The 20678-nt window shown below is 63.3% G+C and carries 13 protein-coding genes; 11 read left to right on the top strand and 2 right to left on the bottom strand.

The window, feature by feature from the left end; translation table 11 throughout:
• Positions 1-271 precede the first annotated feature (271 nt).
• From I6F38_RS32835 to I6F38_RS32810, 6 genes are all read left to right on the top strand, one after another.
• Complete coding sequence (locus tag I6F38_RS32835; RefSeq protein ID WP_225163334.1) at positions 272-1147, top strand: branched-chain amino acid ABC transporter permease; 876 nt, start codon at positions 272-274, stop codon at positions 1145-1147.
• A 10-nt stretch (positions 1148-1157) separates the two neighbouring features.
• Complete coding sequence (locus I6F38_RS32830; RefSeq protein WP_016846829.1) at positions 1158-2309, top strand: branched-chain amino acid ABC transporter permease; 1152 nt, start codon at positions 1158-1160, stop codon at positions 2307-2309.
• The gene (locus tag I6F38_RS32825) at positions 2306-3064 is read left to right on the top strand and encodes an ABC transporter ATP-binding protein (RefSeq protein ID WP_212054575.1); all 759 of its coding nucleotides are present in this window, start codon (positions 2306-2308) and stop codon (positions 3062-3064) included. The genes I6F38_RS32830 and I6F38_RS32825 overlap by 4 nt, the downstream gene beginning before the upstream one ends.
• A 10-nt stretch (positions 3065-3074) precedes the next feature.
• Complete coding sequence (locus I6F38_RS32820) at positions 3075-3854, top strand: ABC transporter ATP-binding protein (RefSeq protein WP_076832616.1); 780 nt, start codon at positions 3075-3077, stop codon at positions 3852-3854.
• Positions 3855-3993: 139 nt separating this feature from the next.
• The gene (locus I6F38_RS32815) at positions 3994-5832 is read left to right on the top strand and encodes an AMP-dependent synthetase/ligase (RefSeq protein ID WP_225163333.1); all 1839 of its coding nucleotides are present in this window, start codon (positions 3994-3996) and stop codon (positions 5830-5832) included.
• A gap of 81 nt (positions 5833-5913) precedes the next feature.
• The gene (locus I6F38_RS32810; RefSeq protein ID WP_225163332.1) at positions 5914-7113 is read left to right on the top strand and encodes an ABC transporter substrate-binding protein; all 1200 of its coding nucleotides are present in this window, start codon (positions 5914-5916) and stop codon (positions 7111-7113) included.
• 128 nt (positions 7114-7241) lie between these two features.
• On the opposite strand, the gene I6F38_RS32805 is transcribed toward I6F38_RS32810, so the two are convergent.
• The gene (locus I6F38_RS32805) at positions 7242-7994 is read right to left on the bottom strand and encodes a transglutaminase-like cysteine peptidase (RefSeq protein ID WP_225163331.1); all 753 of its coding nucleotides are present in this window, start codon (positions 7992-7994) and stop codon (positions 7242-7244) included.
• Positions 7995-8589: 595 nt separating this feature from the next.
• On the opposite strand from I6F38_RS32805, the gene I6F38_RS32800 reads away from it, so the two are divergent.
• Both I6F38_RS32800 and I6F38_RS32795 read left to right on the top strand, forming a co-directional pair.
• Positions 8590-12756 carry a VCBS domain-containing protein gene (locus I6F38_RS32800; protein WP_225163330.1) on the top strand — a complete coding sequence of 1389 codons (4167 nt, stop codon included), beginning with the start codon at positions 8590-8592 and terminating at the stop codon, positions 12754-12756.
• A gap of 100 nt (positions 12757-12856) precedes the next feature.
• Positions 12857-15091, top strand: a complete 2235-nt coding sequence (locus tag I6F38_RS32795) for an adenylate/guanylate cyclase domain-containing protein (RefSeq protein ID WP_225163329.1) — start codon at positions 12857-12859, stop codon at positions 15089-15091.
• Positions 15092-15162: 71 nt separating this feature from the next.
• On the opposite strand, the gene I6F38_RS32790 is transcribed toward I6F38_RS32795, so the two are convergent.
• Positions 15163-16770, bottom strand: coding sequence for an ABC transporter substrate-binding protein (locus tag I6F38_RS32790; RefSeq protein ID WP_057020088.1), 1608 nt, complete (start codon positions 16768-16770; stop codon positions 15163-15165).
• A gap of 242 nt (positions 16771-17012) precedes the next feature.
• On the opposite strand from I6F38_RS32790, the gene I6F38_RS32785 reads away from it, so the two are divergent.
• The 3 genes from I6F38_RS32785 (at position 17013) to I6F38_RS32775 (ending at position 20677) form a co-directional block, all read left to right on the top strand.
• On the top strand, positions 17013-18632 hold the full coding sequence (locus I6F38_RS32785) for an ABC transporter substrate-binding protein (RefSeq protein ID WP_225163344.1): 1620 nt from the start codon (positions 17013-17015) through the stop codon (positions 18630-18632).
• Between the two features lie 200 nt (positions 18633-18832).
• Positions 18833-19786: an ABC transporter permease gene (locus I6F38_RS32780; RefSeq protein ID WP_050382524.1), complete on the top strand. Its 954-nt coding sequence runs from the start codon at positions 18833-18835 to the stop codon at positions 19784-19786.
• Between the two features lie 3 nt (positions 19787-19789).
• On the top strand, positions 19790-20677 hold the full coding sequence (locus I6F38_RS32775) for an ABC transporter permease (protein WP_225163328.1): 888 nt from the start codon (positions 19790-19792) through the stop codon (positions 20675-20677).
• Position 20678 lies beyond the last annotated feature (1 nt).

The raw sequence follows: 20678 nt of genomic DNA, 5'->3' as shown, positions 1-20678 counted from the left end.
GCTCGTCGGTTGCGCAAAGCTTGGACAAAAACCGTTTCGGTGCAGTGAATCGCACGGGGCAAATCAAAGGTGATATCCGTATTAGTCCGTGCTGCGGCAAATCTCCGCAAATGTGATGATACAGCGACAACAGCGGTTTGTTGACAGGGATCGGGCCTTTTGGCTCAATCGGGGCGGACATAGGCGGCTTTCGGCGCTCCAGACACAAGGGCGTGAAGGCGGGATGCAACGAGCGATCGGATAAGAATCGCCGGGCATCGGGGAGGGAACGATGCTGGACTTTGTTCAGCAGCTCGTCAGCGGCATCGCGCTCGGCTGCGTTTACGGCCTGATCGCGCTCGGCTTCGTGCTGGTCTACAAGGCAACCGAGGTCGTCAATTTCGCGCAAGGCGATTTGATGATGCTGGGCGGCTTTTTCGCCTTCACCTTCATCGGCATGCTCGGGCTGAATTACTGGGTCGGGTTCGCCGGCGCGGTGATCTGCATGGCGCTGTTCGGCATGCTGGCCGAGCGGCTCGTGGTGCGGCCGATCCTCGGCTATCCGCAATTCTCCATCATCATGGCGACGATCGGGCTCGGCTATTTCCTGCGCTCGGTCTCCGGCATGATCTGGGGCACAGACGACTTCAAGATCGAGACGCCGTTCAGCCAGGGCGTGCTGCGGATCGGCAGCCTGGTGCTCGCCTACGACAAGCTGTCGGTGATCGCGGCGACCATCATCCTGTGCGCGCTGCTCTATTTGTTCTTCAATCGCACCACGCTCGGCACCGCGATGCGCGCCAGCTCCGAGAACATGCTGGCTGCCTATTACATGGGCATTCCGGTCAAGCGGGTGGTCTCGATCGTCTGGGCGATCTCGGCCGCGGTCGCGACCTGCGCCGGCGTGTTGCTGGCGCCGATCACCTTCATCCATTCCAATGTCGGCCTGGTGCTGGGGCTGAAGGCGTTTCCGGCCGCGCTGCTCGGCGGCTTCGGCTCGATCCCGGGCGCCGTGGTCGGCGGCGTCCTGATCGGCGTGATCGAGAGCATGGCCGGCTTCTATTTGCCGCAGGGATGGAAGGACGTCGCGCCCTACATCGTGCTGCTCGCGGTGCTGCTGCTCAAGCCCGAGGGCCTGTTCGGTCTTCATGTCCGGAAGAAAGTCTGAGGAGCAACGGATGCGGTTTCTCTTCAAGACCGATTACGAAGACGACATCAAGCTGTTCCCGCATTCGGGCTACATCTATTCCTACGGCCTGTTGCTGGCGGTGCTGCTGATCGCGCCCTACGTGCTCTCAAGCTATCTGATGAGCCAGCTCGTCTTCGTCTGCATCTACGCGACCGTCGGCGTCGGGCTCCTGATCCTGACCGGCTTCACCGGACAGGCCTCGCTCGGCCATGCCGCGTTTCTTGCGATCGGCGCCTATACCGCGGCCTATCTGCAGCAGTTCAATGTGCCGTTCCCGGTGTACTTCCTCGCCGCGGGGCTGTTGACCGGCGTGGTCGGCGCGCTGGTCGGATTTCCGGCGCTGCGGCTGCAGGGCATCTATCTGGTGATCGCGACGATCTCCTTTGCATTCATCGTCGAGGAGATCCTGGCGCGCTGGGAAAGCGTCACCAACGGCAATGAGGGCATGCGGGTCAAGACCATGCAGCTGCTCGGCACCACGGTGTCGCGCGACGGCCCGACCTTCTATTATCTCTGCCTTGCGGTGCTGGTGCTGACCATCGTCGGCACGCTCAATCTGCTGCGCTCGCCGACCGGGCGCGCCTTCGTCGCGATCCGCGACAGCGAAACCGCGGCGCGCAGCATGGGCATCAATGTCGCACTCTACAAGGTGAAGTCGTTCGCGATCTCGGCGGCGATCACCGGCTTTGCCGGCGTGCTGTTCGCGCACAAGCTCTCCTTCATCTCGCCCGAGATGTTCACGCTGCAGCTTTCGATCGAGTTCATCATCGTGATCCTGATCGGCGGCACGTTCAGCCTGCACGGTGCGGTGCTGGGCGCGATCTTCCTGGTCATGATCGATCCGTTCCTGACCTATCTGAAGGACGATATGCCCGGCGTGATCGGCGGCATTGCTGCCACCCTCGGCGCCGGCACCGAGCGCGCGGGCCATATCCAGGACGCGGTCGCAGCCTTCGCCTCCGCCAACGGACTGAAGGGCGCGATCTACGGCATCATCATCGTGCTGTTCGTGCTGTTTGAACCGCTCGGACTCTATGGCCGTTGGCTCAAGATCAAGCTCTTCTTCCAGCTGTTCCCGCTCTACAAGCGCGCAACCTTCAAGCGGCAGAAGATCTATGTGAAATCGGAGCGGAACAGATGAGCTATTTCCGCGCCGAGAACCTGTCGCTGCACTTCGGTGGCCTCAAGGCGGTCGATGCGGTCAGCTTCGCGGTCGAGAAGGGCGAGATCCTCTCGATCATCGGGCCCAACGGCGCCGGCAAGAGCTCGATCTTCAACCTGATCTCGCGGATCTATCCGCCGACCTCCGGCAAGATCTTCTTCGAGGATCAGGACATCACCCAGGAGCCGGCCTACGACATCGCGAAACTCGGCATCGCCCGCACCTTCCAGAACATCGAGCTGTTCGAGAACGCGACCGTGCTGAGCAATCTCCTGGTCGGCCGCCATCGCCATTCCACCACCCGGCTGTGGCAGGAGCTATTGTTCCTGCCGAGCGTTCGCGCCAGCGAGAAGGCGCATCGCCGCCGCGTCGAGCAGGTGATCGAATTCCTCGATCTCGAGCCCTACCGCGACAAGCTGATCTCGGGACTGCCTTACGGCGTGCGCAAGGTGATCGAGCTGGCGCGGGCGCTGTGCTCGGAACCGAAGCTGATCCTGCTCGACGAACCGTCCTCCGGCCTCAATGTCGAGGAGACCGACGACATGTCGTTCTGGATCCGCGACATGAAGAGCGAGCTCGGCATCACCGTGCTGATGGTCGAGCACGACATGACGCTCGTCAACCGCGTCTCCGATCGCGTCATCGCGCTGAACTACGGCCGCGTGCTGGCGATGGGCTCGCCTTCGGAGGTGCAGCACCATCCCGACGTCGTCGCAGCGTATCTCGGCGCATGAGGATGATGCCATGAGCACAGCGGACATCATCCTGAAGCTCTCCAACATCGAAAGCTATTACGGGCCGATCATGGCGATCCGCGGCATCAGCCTCGAGGTGCCGCGCGGCCGGATCGTGACGCTGCTCGGCGCCAACGGCGCCGGCAAGACCACGGTCCTGAAGACGATCTCCGGGATCCTCGACCCGCAGAAGGGCTCGATCGAATTCCTCGGCAAGCCGATCCAGCGCATGGAGGCCGACAGGATCGTGCGGCTCGGCCTGAGCCACGTGCCGGAGGGGCGTGAGGTGTTTCCGTTCCTGTCGGTGCGCGAAAACCTGATGATGGGCGCCTATCTGCGCAAGGACCGCGACGGTGTGGCGCAGGACCTCGAGCGCGTCTACGGCTATTTTCCACGGTTGAGAGAGCGGCTCGGCCAGCCGGCCGGGCAGCTTTCGGGCGGCGAGCAGCAGATGCTGGCGATCGGGCGGGCGCTGATGAACCGGCCGACGCTGCTGTTGCTCGATGAGCCGTCGCTCGGGCTGTCGCCGATCCTGGTGAAGGAGATCTTCACCATTATCCGCCGCGTCAATGAGGAGCAGGGCATGTCGATCCTGCTGGTCGAGCAGAATGCCAAGATCGCGCTGGAGACCGCGCATTACGGCTATGTGCTGGAGATCGGCCGCGTCGTCATGAACGACAGCTGCGAGCGGCTGATGAATTCACCCGATATCCAGGAGTTCTATCTCGGCGCCAAGGAAGCCGGCGCGCGCGGCGAGCGGCGCTGGAAAAAGAAGAAGACGTGGCGTTGAGAATGACTGGGCGCTGGCAAGGGCGCCCAGGAAGGTTTGGCACTGAAAGAGAGTTGGAGCTAGATTTCAGGCCAGTTTCGCCAACAAGACCGGCAACACAAGCCGGCGCGTGAGACCGGCGGCAGAGGAGGGAGCGCGCATGGCCGGACCAGCGGTGCTGACGGTTGCCGACACGATCGCGAGGAGCTTTCTGCTCGCGGTTCAAACGCGTGGCGACAGGCCCGCGATCCGCGAGAAGAAGTTCGGCATCTGGCAACCGACCAGCTGGCGCGAATGGCTGCAGATCTCCAAGGACATCTCCTACGGCCTGCATGCCACAGGCTTCCGTCCCGGCGACGTTGGCTCGATCATCGCCAACGCGGTGCCGGAATGGGTCTATGCCGACATGGGCATCCTATGCGCCGGCGGCGTCTCTTCCGGCATCTATCCGACCGATTCGGCGGCGCAGGTCGAATACCTCATCAATGATTCCCGCACGCGAGTGATCTTCGTCGAGGACGAGGAGCAGCTCGACAAGGTGCTGACCTGCCGGTCGCGGTGTCCGACGCTGGAGAAGATCGTCGTGTTCGACATGGAGGGCCTCTCCGGCTTTTCCGATCCGATGGTGCTGTCGCTCGCGGAATTCACGTCGCTCGGCCGCAATCATGCCTGGGGCAATCCGGCGCTGTGGGACGAGATGACCGGCAGCCGCACCGCCTCCGATCTCGCGATCCTGGTCTACACCTCCGGCACCACGGGCCCGCCCAAGGGCGCGATGCATTCCAACCGCAGCGTGACGCACCAGATGCGCCACGCCAACGATCTCTACCCCTCGACCGACAGCGAGGAGCGCCTGGTGTTCCTGCCGCTCTGTCACGTCGCCGAGCGGGTCGGCGGCTATTACCTCTCGCTCGCGCTGGGATCGGTGATGAATTTCGCCGAGAGCCCGGAGACGGTACCGGACAATCTTCGCGAGGTGCAACCGACCGCATTCCTCGCGGTGCCCCGGATCTGGGAGAAGTTCTATTCCGGCATCACCATCGCGCTGAAGGATGCGACCCCGTTCCAGAACTGGATGTATGCCCGCGCGCTCGCGATCGGCAACCGGATGACCGAGTGCCGGCTGCAGGGCGAGACGCCGCCACTGTCGCTGCGACTCGCCAACCGCGCGGCCTATTGGCTGGTGTTCCGCAACATCCGCCGCATGCTCGGGCTCGACCGCTGCCGGATTGCGCTGACCGGCGCCGCGCCGATCTCGCCGGATCTGATCCGCTGGTATCTCGCGCTCGGCATCGACATGCGCGAGGTCTACGGCCAGACCGAGAATTGCGGCGTCGCCACCATGATGCCGGCGGACCGCATCAAGCTCGGCTCGGTCGGGAAGGCCGCGCCCTGGGGCGAGGTGATGATCTGCCCGAAGGGCGAGATCCTGATCAAGGGCGACTTCCTGTTCATGGGCTATCTCAACCAGCCGGAGAGGACTGCCGAGACGATCGACGCCAAAGGCTGGCTGCACACCGGCGACGTCGGCACGATCGACAATGAGGGCTATGTCAAGATCACCGACCGGATGAAGGACATCATCATCACCTCCGGCGGCAAGAACATCACGCCGTCCGAGATCGAGAACCAGCTTAAATTCTCGCCCTATGTCTCGGATGCGGTCGTGATCGGTGACAAGCGGCCGTATCTCACCTGCCTGATCATGATCGACCAGGAGAATGTCGAGAAATACGCCCAGGACCACGACATCCCCTTCACCAATTACGCGAGCCTGTGCCGCGCACGCGAAATCCAGGATCTGATCCAGCGCGAGGTCGAGGCGGTCAACGTCAAGTTCGCGCGCGTCGAGACCGTCAAGAAATTCTATCTGATCGAGCGCCAGCTCACGCCCGAGGACGAGGAGCTGACGCCGACCATGAAGCTGAAGCGCAGCTTCGTGAACAAGCGCTACGCGGCCGAGATCGCCGCCATGTATGGCGAACGCGCGGTGGCATAGCCGAGGAGAAGGAAATTGGCGAGGGAGCGAGCAGGCCCGACCCTTCGCTCAACATGGGCCTTTGTTAAGGAGGAGACTGCAATGTCGAAATCGCTGAAGGCGCTGGGCCTTGCGGTGAGCGCGCTGGCGCTGACCTGTCTGCCGGCCGCAGCCCAGACCAAGGTCACCAATGAAGGCATCTCGCCGACCGAGATCGTGATCGGAACGCATCAGGACTTGTCCGGCCCGATCAAGGTCTGGGGCGTTCCGGTGTCCAACGGCATGAAGATGGCGGTCGAGGAGATCAACGCCGGCGGCGGCATCAACGGCCGCAAGATCAAGATGATCCTGGAGGACAACGGCTACGATCCGAAGAAGGCGGTGCTGGCCTCGCAGAAGATGGTCGAGCGCGACAAGGTGTTCGCGATGATCGGCCCGATGGGCTCGCCGACCGTGCTCGCCGCGCAGGACGTCCTGTTCGATGCGGGCGTGTTGCAGCTGTTCCCGCTGACGGCCGCCGAATTCACCTTCAAGTTCGATCCCGCCAAGCCGCAGGAACGGCTGAAGTTCAACAACCTCCTGCCCTATGTCGAGAGCACGCGCGCCGCGCTCAAATACATGATGGAGTGGAAGAACTTCAAGAAGCCCTGCATCATGCATCAGGATGACGAGTACGGCAAAAACGTGCTCGACGGCTTCACCCAGCAGCTCGGCGCGATGAAGGTGCAGCCGGCCTCGGTCACGAGCTACAAGCGCGGCGCCTCTGACTTCTCGGCGCAGGTCGCCAAGATGAAGGCCGACGGCTGCGACCTCGTCGTGCTCGGCACCGTGATCCGCGAGACCATCGGCGCGATGAACGAGGCCAAGAAGCTCGGCTGGGACGTGACCTTCCTCGGCGCCACCCCGACCAACGTGCTCGAAGTGCCGGCGCTCGGCAAGGAAGCCGTCGAAGGGCTCTATGCGGCCTCGGGCTTCGAGATTCCCTACGAGGATACGGCCAAGGGCAAGGTGAAGGACTGGCTGGTGAACTACAAGAAGATGTTCAACACCGACGCCAATACCCAGGCGATCATCGGCTACAACGCGGTGATGACCTTCGCCTTCTACGCGCAGAAGGCGGGCAAGGATCTCTCCGGCCAGAAGATGCTGGACTCGCTGGAGTCAGGCGACAAATTCCTCGACATCTTCAGCTCGCCGCCGACCAAGTTCTCCAAGACGGATCATCTCGCCAACACCATCACCCAGGTGCAGCAGGTCAAGGGCGGCCGCTGGGTGCTGGTGAAGGACAATCTGATGTTCTGACGGGCAGTCACTCATCTGGATTCACTCGTCATTGCGAGGAGCGAAGCGACGAAGCAATCCATCTTTCCGCGGAGGGATGGATTGCTTCGCTTCGCTCGCAATGACGGAAAGGTATGTCTGGCCGGCTCTTAGTTCGTCCGCGCCGCCGGCCGCCACGCGGCCTCGGTGACGAGCGGGGCATCGACATAGCGGCTGACGCCGTGCTGGTCGATCACGAAGGTCGGCCGAAAACTCCTGATGTCGCTGTCCTCGATCATCGCCATGCGGCGGTTGTCGAGGGTCAGCCAGCGGCCGTCGAGCCGCGCGGCGAGCACCGCATGGTCTTCGCCGCCGAGCAGGTCATGCAGGACGACGATCCGCAGATCTTCCGGCGCCACGCCGGCCTTGCGCAGCGCCACGAGTTTCGCGATCGCATAGTCCTCGCAATCGCCGCTGCCGCGGGCGAAGGTGGCGAGCGGCGTCGCCCAGACGTCGGGCTCGCCATAGGCCACGAGATCGCTGCCCGGACGGATCGCAAGGTTGATCGCGCGGTTGATCTCGCCGAGCCGGGCGCGACCCTGACGCGCCCGTCCGGCTTCGACGATCGCCAGGAATCGCAACGCCGCCGGCGACGCGCAACCGGCGCGGTCGCTCTCGCAGGCTGCCAGTTGCTCCAATTCGTCGGCGAGTTGGCGCTGTACGCCGAGCCATTTGGCGTGCAGGCCGCCGTCGGCAAGCAGGCTGGTGGTCAGGCCGAACGGCTCGGTCGATTTTCTGATCAGCGTCGCCGGACCGGGCGAAAGCAGCGAAGCGGCATTGAGCTCGGCAACCGGCGCGGCCAGGGCCAGGCCGAAGCCCAGCATGACGGCGCGCAGCGCAAGCGGGCGAAGCGAGAATCTCATCTGACACCCCCTGTCCGCTCTTCGGCGGGTGGACATTGCACCGCGCACGCGACCGGATCGTTTCATGCCGGGCAGCATGGCGAACGATCCCTTCGAATCGACTTAAGATGTGGGGAATCAGGGGAAGAGGCTAAAGGGCGCCTGCTAGGGGTCCCGAAAACTTTACCGGTTTGTGAAAGGAAGCGGCGAACCTTTTTCCACTGCTTTGCAACTCATCCTTGCCTTCTGGTTAACCCGGCCGGTCCGCGCACGGGACTGCTGTGATTTGTAAGCTAAGTCACAGCTTTGGCCGGGAAATTGGGGTCAAATGCCCGCTCTGGGCTAAGGGGAAATAGAGGCAAGTACAGAAATGCCAATCAATACCACGAATACGTGGCTCAGTACGTATCTTGGCTTAAATCCCACCTTATGGTACCGTCAAGCGAATCCGAACTACACGGCTCTTCACAGCGTGAGCCAAGTCACATCCAGTCAAACCGCACAACAGGGCCACCTTGCGCAAGCACAGAGTGGTTTCGCCAAGCTTTATCCGATGATATGCAGGCATAATCATTCGGATATTTTAACAATATTAACTCTCGTGCGGTGATCCGCAGTGAACTTTGTCGAGAAATTCGACGGCCTGTTGCCGAACACGGACGCTTATGCCCGTGGATATGTGCACGTCGACAGCGTTTCCACGCATGCTCCGCCCGGCGCGATCATCGTCGACGATGGGCAATTGCTGTTCACCGGCGACTTCAAGCGGACCGGGCTCGACCTCGTCATCGCGAAGGACGATCGGGAACTCGTCCTGCACGACTATTTCAAGGGCGAGAAGCGCGCGCCGCTGGCGTCGCCTGACGGCGCGCATCTCACCGGCGATCTCGTCAACGCACTCACCGGCTACATCCAATATGCCCAGGCCGGCGGCGCGGCGGAGCCGGCTAAGGTCATCGGCCATGTCACCAAGCTGACCGGGAACGCCACGGCAATCCGCAACGGCGTCGCGATCGTCCTGAACCAGGGCGATAACGTCAACAAGGGTGACGTGGTGCAGTCCGGCGGCGACTCTACGCTCGGCATCACCTTCATCGACGGCACCGTGTTCGGTCTCGGACCGAACGCCAAGATGGTGCTGAACGAAATGATCTACGACCCGAACGGGTCGAGCAATACGTCGCTGATGAGTCTGGTCTCGGGCACGATCTCCTTCGTGGCCGGCGCGACCGCCAAGCACGGCGACATGAAGGTCGATACGCCGGTCGCGACCATGGGCATCCGCGGCACCGCGGTGCTGGTCGAGATCGATTTCGACGTGCAGGGCACCGGCGGCGTGCCGCCGGCCAAATTCCAGGTGCTGGTCGAGCCCGATGGCAGCACCGGCTCCTACATCCTGTTCGACAAGACGACGCTCAATCCGATCGCGACCGTCGATCAGGCCGGCACCCAGACCATCGTCAACGGCCAGGGCAGCGTCAGCTTCGTCTCGTCGGCGCAACTGTCGACCGATGCGCAGAAGCTGATCTCCGACGTCTTCGCGCTGAAGTTCACCGACAACAACAATCCCAACACCAAGCTCACCACCAACTTCACGGACAGCGTCGTCCCGGTCTCGAGCAGCTTCAAGCTCACCAGCAGCGACAGTGGCGCGCCGATCATCATTCTGCTGACCTTCGTCAACACGACCGGCCCTCAGGCCGGCGGCGTTCCCAACAGCAGGATCGAGCACATCCCGGGGCCGCCGCAGGTCGTGACCCAGGACGCGGCGTTTACCGAGCGGCCGGGGCTGACCCAAAGCGGGCTGTTCGACACCGCGACGGGCCAGATCAAATGGCTAGACCTCAATGTCGGTGACATACCGAGTGCGAAGGTCGACTATTCCGCGTTCAGCTATCGGGACGCCAACGGCAGCGACGTGACCTCATCGCTGACGGCAGCGCAGCTTGCGGCCATCAAGACCGTCGAGATCCCGTTGCTGCTCGAGCCCGATCCGAACAACAAGAATGCCGGTTCGGCGACCTGGACCTACAACCTTGCCGACAGCGCGTTCGACTTCCTGGCTGCCGGAGAAACGCTGACGCTGGCCTATGTCGCGCGCGTCGATAACAATTTCGCACCGAACAACGAGACCACGTTCAAGACCTTCACGATCACGATCACCGGCACCAACGACTCCCCGGTGGTGACGTCCTCGGCGCAGGCCGGTTCGATCACCGAACTCCCAGCAACGACGAATTCCGCCCAGCCTGATACGGCGCACGGCACGCTGACATTTACCGATGCGGATCTGACCGACACGCATACGGTCACCATCACCGGCGTCACCGAGGCCGGCGTCACCACCGGACTTGCCAGCCATGCCACTGTGCTGAGCTGGCTGTCGCTGGGCGCGCTGACCGATTCGACCGATGGCGTGACGGGATCGCGCTCCTGGACGTTCTCGGCCGCCGACAGGAGTTTCGACTATCTCGCCACCGGCGAGACGCTGACGCTGACCTACACGGTCGAGATCGACGACCATCAGGGCGGCGTCATCACGCTGCCGGTCACCATCACGATCGTCGGCACCGACGACAGGCCGGTGATCACCTCGCCGACCCAGTTGGCCGCCATCACTGAAGCCGAGGAGACGACCGGCTCGGTCGTGCCGGATACCGCATCCGGTACCGTGACCTTCGTCGATGTCGATCTCAGCGACACCCACAGCGTCACCGTGGCCGGCGTCACCGAAACTGGCGTGACCACGGGGCTTCCCGATCAGGCGACGATACTGGGCTGGATGTCGCTCGGCACGCTGACGGATTCGACCGGCGGCGTAACCGGATCGCGCGCCTGGACCTTCTCAGCCGCCGACAGAAATTTCGACTATCTCGCTGCCGGTGAGACGTTGACGCTGACTTACCGGATCCAGGTCGACGACCATCACGGCGGCGTCGTCACCCAGCCCGTCACCATCACCATCACGGGCACCAACGACGCGCCGACGTTCACGTCGGAGCCGCCGACCGCCACGGTCCCCGAGATGATCGGCGAGACCGGATCGATCAAGCTCGACGTGGCCCAGGGCGCGGTGATATTTGCCGACGTCGATCTCAGCGACACCCACATTGTGTCCATTACCGCCGTCGCGGAATCCGGAACGACCACAGGCCTGCCTGAGGACGAGTCCACGATCCTGAACTGGCTCTCGCTGGGGACGCTGACCGATTCGACCGGCGGGGTCGCCGGATCCCAGGCCTGGACCTTCTCGGCCGCCGACCGCAATTTCGATTATCTTGCCGACGGTGAGACACTGACGCTGACCTATACGGTCGAGGTCAATGACCATCATGGCGGCGTGATCAGCCAACCGGTGACGATCACGATTACCGGCAGCAATGACGCGCCGATCGTCACGTCGGTGCCTCAGGCGGCCATCATCCCCGAACAACCCGATACGACCGGTTCATCGACGCTGGACAGCGCATCCGGCACCGTGACGTTCACCGATGTGGATCTCAGCGACACCCACACCATGACCATCACCGGCGTCGCCGAATCCGGGGCGACCACGGGCCTGCCCGACGAGTCCACGATCCTGAACTGGCTGTCGCTGGGTACGTTGACGGACGCGACCGGCGGTTCAACCGGATCGTCGACCTGGACGTTCTCGGCCGCGGACCAGAATTTCGACTATCTCGCCCTCGGCGAGACGCTGACGCTGACCTACACGATCCAGATCGACGACCACCATGGCGGCGTCATCAACGAGCCTGTGACGATCACGATCAACGGCGCCAACGACGCGCCGATACTCGCCGACGTCAATGCCAGCACGCTCACCGATACCGCTGATAACGACACGTTCGGCACGCTGACCGGCACGCTCCATGGCAACGACGTCGACCATGGCGAAACCGCGACGCTGACTTATGCCGCGCTCAATTCGGACCACGCCGCGGTCACGCAGATCGCAGGCCTCTACGGCTCGCTGACCGTCAACCCGGACGGCACCTACAGCTATGTTCCCGATGCTGCCGCGATCAACGCGCTCGGCAAGGGCACCTATGCCGACACGTTCGATGTGGAGACGATCGACGCGCATGGCGCCGTCGGGACCGCGAAGCTGACGATCGACGTGATCGGCGCCAACGACACGCCCGTGATCCATACCGACAACGTCAGTATCATCGAACATCCCAACGGGACCGAGACGATCTCCGGCCTGACCGTGACGGACGCCGATGCGACGGCCGACGAGACCTTCACCATGGTCGCGGCGACGACGCCCGGTGCGGGCAGCAGCGTTGCGCCTTCGTCGCAGGAGGGGCTTCTCTCCGGCATCAACACCGCGCTTGGATCGTCGGGTCTCGTTTACAACCCCGGCCAGACGGCTCCGGCGACCGACACGATCGCGCTTTCCGTGACCGATGGCCATGGCGCAACCGATACGGTCAACCTGATCTTCAACGTCCAACAGGATCGGCCCGAGCCCGTGATTCTGACCGGGACCAGCGACAAGGACGTGTTTTTCGGGTCGGGTTACCAGGACAAGTTCGTGTTTGCGCCGAACTTCAACCACGACACGATCCTGAACTTCACGCCAGGCGAGGACCAGATCGACCTGTCCACGGTCGTCTCGGCAAGCACCTTCAGTAGCTGGTTCGATCAGCATGTTGCGACATCGCCGACCAATTCGGCGGATACGCTGATCACGATCGACAGCGCAGACACGATCACATTGCACAATGTCGCGAAGGCGAGCCTGTCCCAGAACGACTTCATTATTCATTTTACGTGACGGGCGCGCGGCCGTGCCGCCAGGGGGCTGGCCCGGCTGATTGTGCACTGCGCACGCTTGCTCGATTGGAACAATTCTGCGCGCGTGATATCCAGATGGCATGAAACGGCTGAAGGCGATACGCAGGTGGTTCGCACGGCGCTTCGGCTATGCGCGGCTGGTCTGCGTGGCGCTGTTGATCGGCATTGCCGCGCTGCGGATCGTGGATCCGGCTCCGGTTCAGGAGCTTCGCGTCAGGACGTTTGACACATTCCAGGCGCTGCAGCCGCGCCAGAAGACCGCACGGCCGGTCACCATCGTCGATATCGACGAGAAGAGCCTCGCCGATCCCCGGCTCGGACAGTGGCCGTGGCCGCGGACGCGGCTCGCCGACATCGTCACCAATCTCACCCGGCTCGGCGCCGTGGTGATCGCGTTCGATGCGGTGTTCTCCGAGCCGGATCGTCTCAACCCCGATATCGCCGCCGATACGTTCAGCAGCCTCGATGAGGAGATGCGCGCGAGGCTGCGGCAGCTGCCGAGCAACGACAGCATCATGGCCGAAGCCATCAAGAACTCGCGCGTGGTGCTCGGCGAATCCGGCGGACCCAACGTGCGCGCCGACCTCAACGAAAAGCTTCCGGTCACCGGACTTGCGATGCTCGGCGAGGAGCCGCAGCCTTTCATGTTCATGTTCCCGGGGCTGCTGCGCAACGTGCCGTTGCTCGAGGAGGCGGCTGCCGGGCGCGGCCTGTTCACGATCAGGCCGGAGCGCGACGGCATCGTCAGGCGCGTGCCGATGATCATGGTGGCGCAGGGCATCACCATGCCGTCGCTGAGCTTCGAGATGCTGCGGGTGGCGAGCGGCTCGGGCACGATCCTGATCAAGGCCGACAAGGCCGGTATCAAGAGCCTGGGTCTCAAGGGCTTTGCGATCCCGACCGATCTCCACGGCCAACTCTGGATCCACTACGCTCGCCGCGATCCCTCGATCTATGTCTCGGCCGTCGATGTGCTGGACGGGCGCGTCCCACCGGACCGAATTGCCGGCAAGCTGATCGTGATCGGCACCTCAGCGACCGGGCTGAACGACATCAAGACGACGCCGGTGACGCCGGCGATGCCCGGTGTCGAGGTTCACGCCCAGGTGCTGGAGAGCGCGCTGACCGGCGATGTCGTTTCGCAGCCGAATTACGGCATCGGCATCGAGTTCTTCGCCGCGCTGATCATGGGGCTCCTTGTGATCGCCTTTGCGCCGAAGTTCGGTCCGATCACGCTGGTCGCCGTCGGCGGAATGTTTGCCTCGGTGCTGATCGGCACGTCCTGGTATTTCTATTCCCAGCACCGGCTGCTGATCGACTTCACCTATCCGCTGATGTCGACCACGGCGATCTATCTCACGCTGATCTTCTCCGCCTTCGTGCGCGAGCAGCAGCAGCGCCGACAGATCAGGTCGCAATTCGTGCAGTACATGTCGCCCGCGCTGGTCGAGCAGCTGGCGCAGTCGCCGGAGCGGCTGGTGCTCGGCGGCGAGGAACGCGAGATGACCATCATGTTCTCGGACATGCGCGGTTTCACCTCGATCTCGGAAACCTACAGGAGCAATCCGCAGGGCCTTACGGCGCTGATGAACCGCTTCCTTACTCCGCTTTCCAACGCGATCCTCGCCCGCAAGGGCACCATCGACAAATATATGGGCGACGCCATCATGGCGTTCTGGAACGCGCCGCTCGATGACAAGCAGCACCAGCTCAACGCCTGCGATGCGGCGCTCGACATGCTGGAGCGCGTCGACGACCTCAACCGTGAGCGCGAGCAGGAGGCGAAGGACGGCGGCCACGTCTATGTGCCGCTCAACATCGGTGTCGGTCTCAACACCGGCTCCTGCGTGGTCGGCAATATGGGCTCCGATGTGCGCTTCGACTATTCGGTGTTCGGCGACAGCGTCAATCTGGCCTCGCGGCTCGAGGGGCAGTCCAAGGAATACGGCTTCCCGATCATCGTGGGATCGAAAACCGCGCTTGCGGTGAAGGAGAAGTTTGCGATCCTCGAACTCGATTTCATCATGGTCAAGGGCAAGAAGGAGCCCGAGGTGATCTACGCGATTGCCGGCCGTGAGGATGTCGCGAGCTCCGGCCGCTTCCAGCGCCTGCGCAACCTGACCATCGAGATGCTCGCCTGCTACCGCGGCCGCGATTGGGACGGCGCGCTCGCCGCGATCGAACGCGGCCGCAAGACCGACGACGCGCAGACGCTGCAATATCTCTATCGCCTCTATGAGGCGCGCATCCACGCCTTCCAGAAGGAGCCGCCGCCCGACGACTGGAACGGCGCATTCGCGTTGACGACGAAATAGCCGACGCAAACCCGATGTCGTCCCGGCTCCCGTGCGCAATTGCGCACCAGGCCGGGACGACGATGGAATGTCTATTCCAGCCCGATCTGGGTCAGATCCTGGAACCAGTGCTGCGCCTGCACGAAGGTCTTCACCTTCGGCGACAGCGCGTGCGGATTGGTGTCGTGCACCACCCACACCAGCGCGGCATCGTCGACGATCAGCGCGTGTGCCTGCGCCAGCAGCGCATCCTGTTTGGCGGAATCGAAGGTCTGCTTGGCCTCGTCGATCAACGCATCGACCTTCGGGTTCTTGTAGCCGCCCCAGTTGACACCGACCGGCGCGACCTGGCCGGAGTGGAAGAACCGCACGATGGCGTAGAGCGGATCCGACGTGACATAGGCGATGTTGTTGGCGGTGATGCCGGCATTCATCTCGTCCGCCGCGCCCTTGCGCCAGTGCGTATATAATGTCTCGAGCTCGACCACCTTGAAGTCGATGTCGATGCCGATCTCCTTGAAGCTCTGCTGCAGGAACTCGTTCATCGGCAGCGACAGCATCTGCCCGGTGCCGCCCTGGGCGATGATGAAAGTCGTCTTCAGCGGCTTGTCCTTCGAATAGCCGGCTTCTTCCACCAGCTTCTTCGCGGCCGCGAGATCGTATTTCAGTTCGAACGTCGGCTTACCGAACCACGGGCTCGACGGATCGACCTGGCCCTTGGCCGGCTTGGCGAGGCCGTTCATCAGGCCAACCACCGCGTCGCGGTCGATCGCGAGGTTGAGCGCCTTGCGCAGGCGGATGTCGGTCCATGGCGAGCCCGGCAGCACGCTCAAGTGATAGTTCCAGACATGCGGCGTCACGTTGTCGACGATCCTCATGCCGGCGGCCTTGAGCTGCGGTACGGCGTCGGGCGCCGGCGTTTCGATCAGGTCGACCTGGCCGGCCAGCAGCGCGTTGGTGCGGGTCAGCGCTTCCGGCATCGGGATCAGGATCATCTTGTCGACCTTCGCAAGCCGCTTCTTGTCCCAATAGTCCGGGTTCTTCGTCAGCTCGGCGAGCTCGCGCGGCACCAGCTTGGTCAGCTTGAACGGACCGGTGCCGGAGGGCTGACTGGCGAACTTGTCCCAGTCCTTGCCGAGCTTTTCATATTGCGCGGGGCTGGAGACCAGGAACCAGAGCATCTGATAGGGGAAGAAGGAGTCGACCGTCTTGGTCGTGATCTCGATGGTGAAATCGTCGACCTTGGCGTAGCTCGCAACCGAAGGCAGGCGGGTCTTGACCTGCGCGCTCTGTCGCTTGTCGAATTGCGGTGCCTTGTCGTTCAGCACCTTGTCGAGATTCCAGATCACCGCGTCGGCATTGAAGTCGCTGCCGTCATGGAATTTCACGCCCTTGCGCAGCGTGAAGCGCCATTTGGTCTTGTCGTTGTCGTCGACCTTCCATTCGGTCGCGAGCCCGGGCACCAGTTTGCCCGGCCGGTCGGCTACATCCATCTCCCAGGCAACCAGCGGATCGTAGATCGTGTAGGCGGTGAACTGATAGGCGCCCGCGCCGCGATCAGGCTGGCCGGTGGTCAGCGGAATGTCGGCCATCGAAATGCCGTAGCGCACAATGGACTCGGCTTGCGCCGACATGGCCGGCCAGCCCGCGGTCAAGGCAAGCGCCATTGCCGCCATCAGGATCGAATTGCGCGCACGCATATGAAGGCTCCGTTGGAAAGACGTTGGAGCCAAATCCTGCAAGCATGATGCCAGAATAGGCATCTTCGCTCCGTTCAGGCTTGAGGTGGGAAGAAATGACGCGCCCGGCGGTTATTTGCTGATGAACTATTCCCCTTGGCACAGGCATTGCATACGCTTGCCCAAGAAATAATCACCAAAACGTCACCAGACTCGAAGGGGCTGCTCAGATGCGTAACAGGAAAACCAATGCGACGGCGATCATGCTGGCGCTTGCGATAGCCACAGGCGTGCCGGCGATCGCCAGTGCCGAGACCGTGCTGCGCATTGGCATGACCGCTGCCGATATTCCGCGCACGCTCGGCCAGCCCGACCAGGGTTTTGAGGGCAATCGCTTCACGGGTCTGACGATGTATGACGCGCTGACGATGTGGGACCTGTCGTCGTCGGACAAGGCAAGCGCGATGATCCCCGGCCTCGCTACCGAGTGGAAGGTCGACGATGCCGACAAGACCAAGTGGATTTTCAAGCTGCGCTCCGGCGTCACCTTTCATGACGGCTCGCCGTTCAATGCCGACGCCGTGGTCTGGAACGTCGACAAGGTCTTGAAGCAGGACGCGCCGCAATACGATGCGAGCCAGGTCGGCGTCACCGCCTCGCGCATGCCGACGCTGGTTTCGGCGCGCAAGATCGACGACATGACGGTGGAGCTGACCACCAAGGAGCCGGACAGCTTCCTGCCGATCAACCTCACCAATTTGTTCATGGCGAGCCCGGCCAAGTGGCAGAAATTCTACGACAAGGCCGAAGGCGCCGACGCCAAGGCGAAGTCGCAGGCCGCGTGGGCCGCGTTTGCCAAGGACGCGTCGGGCACCGGCCCCTGGAAGATGTCGAGCTTCACCCCGCGCGAGCGGCTCGAGCTGGTGAAGAACGAGAACTACTGGGACAAGGCGCGCGTGCCCAAGGCTGACAAGATGGTGCTGTTGCCGATGCCGGAAGCCAATGCCCGGACGGCGGCGCTGCTGTCGGGGCAGGTCAACTGGATCGAGGCGCCGGCGCCGGACGCCCTGCCCGAGATCAAGCAGCGTGGTTTCAACCTCTATTCCAACGAGGAGCCGCATGTCTGGCCGTGGCAGTTCTCGCGCGTCGAGGGCTCGCCGTGGAATGACATCCGCGTCCGCAAGGCGGCCAATCTCTGCATCGATCGCGAAGGGCTGCGTGACGGCCTGCTCGCCGGCCTGATGGTGCCGGCGACCGGCACCTTCGAGCCCGGTCATCCCTGGCGCGGCAACCCGACCTTCCAGATCAAGTACGACAAGCCGGCCGCCCAGAAGCTGATGCAGGAGGCGGGCTTCGGTCCGAACAAGAAGCTGACGGTCAAGATCCAGACCTCGGCATCTGGCTCGGGCCAGATGCTGCCGCTGCCGATGAACGAGTATCTGCAACAGGCGTTGGCCGAGTGCTACTTTGATGTGCGGCTCGACGTCATCGAGTGGAACACGCTGTTCACCAATTGGCGGCGCGGCACCAAGGATCCGACCGCCAACGGCTCGAACGCCATCAACGTCACCTATGCGGCGATGGATCCGTTCTTCGCGCTGGTGCGCTTCCTGCAGTCGGGCATGGCGCCGCCGGTATCGAACAATTGGGGCTTCAACAACAACCCGAAGTTCGACGAGCTGGTGAAGAAGGCCCGCCAGACCTTCGAGCCGGCGGCGCGCGACGCCGCGCTGGCCGAGCTGCATGCGGCCTCGGTCGACGACGCGGCCTTCCTCTATGTCGCCCACGACGTCGCGCCGCGCGCGATGAGCCCGAAGATCAAGGGATTTGTGCAGCCGAAGAGCTGGTTCGTCGACTTCTCTCCGGTCACGGTCGCGCCGTGAGGCGCTAGTCGCGCAACAGGTGCACCCTCTCCCCTTGTGGGAGAGGGTGGCTTCGCTGAAAGCGAAGCCGGGTGAGGGGTTGTCTCCGCGGGCACTCCTCTCCGATCCGAAATGACCTTGTCCGCGGATAGAAACCCCTCATCCGGCGCGCTCGGCGCGCCACCTTCTTCCACAAGGGGAGAAGGAAGAAAGAACGCAACGTGTTCGCCTATACGTCCAGACGGATCGTCTACGTCATTCCGATCGTGCTCAGCGTGGCGCTGGTGTGCTTCCTCTTGGTGCACATCACGCCCGGCGACCCTCTGGTCGCGGTGCTGCCGGCCGATGCCTCGCAGGAGCTCGCCGCGCAATTGCGCACGGCCTACGGCTTCGATCGCCCGTTGCCGGTGCAATTCGGCCTGTGGCTGTGGCGCGCGATCCATGGCGATCTCGGCAATTCGATCGCGACCGGGCGGCCCGTCCTGACCGAGGTGATGCGCGCCGTCGGCAACACCGTGATGCTGGCGATCGCGGCCGCGATGATCGGCTTTACGCTCGGCCTGCTGTTTGGCCTGATCGCCGGCTATTTCCGCGACACCTGGGTCGACAAGGTCGCGACCTCGGTTGCGATAGCCGGCGTGTCGCTGCCGCATTACTGGCTCGGCATGGTGCTGGTCATCATCTTCTCGGTGCAGCTCAACTGGCTGCCCGCGGTCGGCGCAGGACCCGGCGGCTCCGGCGCCTGGGCGTGGGACTGGGAGCATCTGCGCTATCTGGTGCTGCCGGCGATCACCACCTCGGTGATTCCGATGGGCATCGTCACCCGCACGGTGCGCGCGCTGACCGGCGACATCCTGAGCCAGGATTTCGTCGAGGCGCTGCGCGCAAAAGGCCTGCGCGAGACCGAGGTGTTCCGTCACGTCATCAAGAATGCGGCGCCGACCGCGCTCGCGGTGATGGGCCTGCAGCTTGGCTACATGCTGGGCGGCTCGATCCTGATCGAGACCGTGTTCTCCTGGCCGGGTTCGGGCCTGCTGTTGAACTCGGCGATCTTCCAGCGCGATCTGCCGCTGCTGCAGGGCACCATCCTGGTGCTGGCGCTGTTCTTCGTGCTGCTCAATCTCCTGGTCGACATCGCGCAGGCCGCGATCGATCCGCGCATCAAGCGGAGTTAGAGCATGAGCGCGATGAGCGATACTGCGTTGCAGGCTGCCCCGACCACCAAGGCGCGCGGCTATTGGGCGACGGTTGGCCGCCGCATCAGGCGCGACAAGGTCAGCATGGCTTGCGCCATCGTCCTGGTGCTGATCTTTGCCTCGGCGCTGCTGGCGCCGTGGCTGCATCTTGCCGATCCCTATCAGGGCTCGATGATCCGCCGCTTGCGCCATATCGGCACGCCGGGCTATCCGCTCGGCACCGACGAGCTCGGCCGCGACATGCTGGCGCGGCTGATCTATGGCGGGCGGCTGTCGCTGGTCATCGGCATCCTGCCGGTGATCTTCGCCTTCGTGATCGGCACCTCGCTCGGCCTCGTCGCCGGCTATGTCGGCGGCAAGCTCAACACCGCGATCATGCGCACGGTCGACGTGTTCTACGCCTTCCCGTCGGTGCTGCTGGCGATTGCGATCTCGGGCGCGCTCGGCGCCGGCATCACCAATTCGATCGTGTCGCTGACCATCGTGTTCGTGCCGCAGATCACCCGCGTCGCCGAAAGCGTCACCACCGGCGTCCGCAACATGGATTTCGTCGAGGCGGCGCGCGCGTCCGGCGCCGGGCCCTTCACCATCATGCGCGTCCACATGCTCGGCAATGTGCTCGGTCCGATCTTCGTCTACGCCACCGGCCTGATCTCGGTGTCGATGATCCTCGCCGCCGGTCTGTCGTTCCTCGGGCTCGGCACCAAGCCGCCGGAGCCGGAATGGGGCTTGATGCTGAATACGCTGCGCACCGCGATCTACGTCAATCCGTGGGTCGCGGCGCTGCCGGGCGCGATGATCTTCGCGGTCTCGATCTGCTTCAATCTGCTCAGCGACGGCATGCGCAGCGCCATGGACATCAGGAATTAGA

Origin of the sequence: Bradyrhizobium sp. BRP56 (genome assembly GCF_020194035.1) — a bacterium.
GTDB classification, from domain to species: domain Bacteria; phylum Pseudomonadota; class Alphaproteobacteria; order Rhizobiales; family Xanthobacteraceae; genus Bradyrhizobium; species Bradyrhizobium australafricanum.
This window is presented reverse-complemented; position numbering and strand designations above follow the sequence as displayed.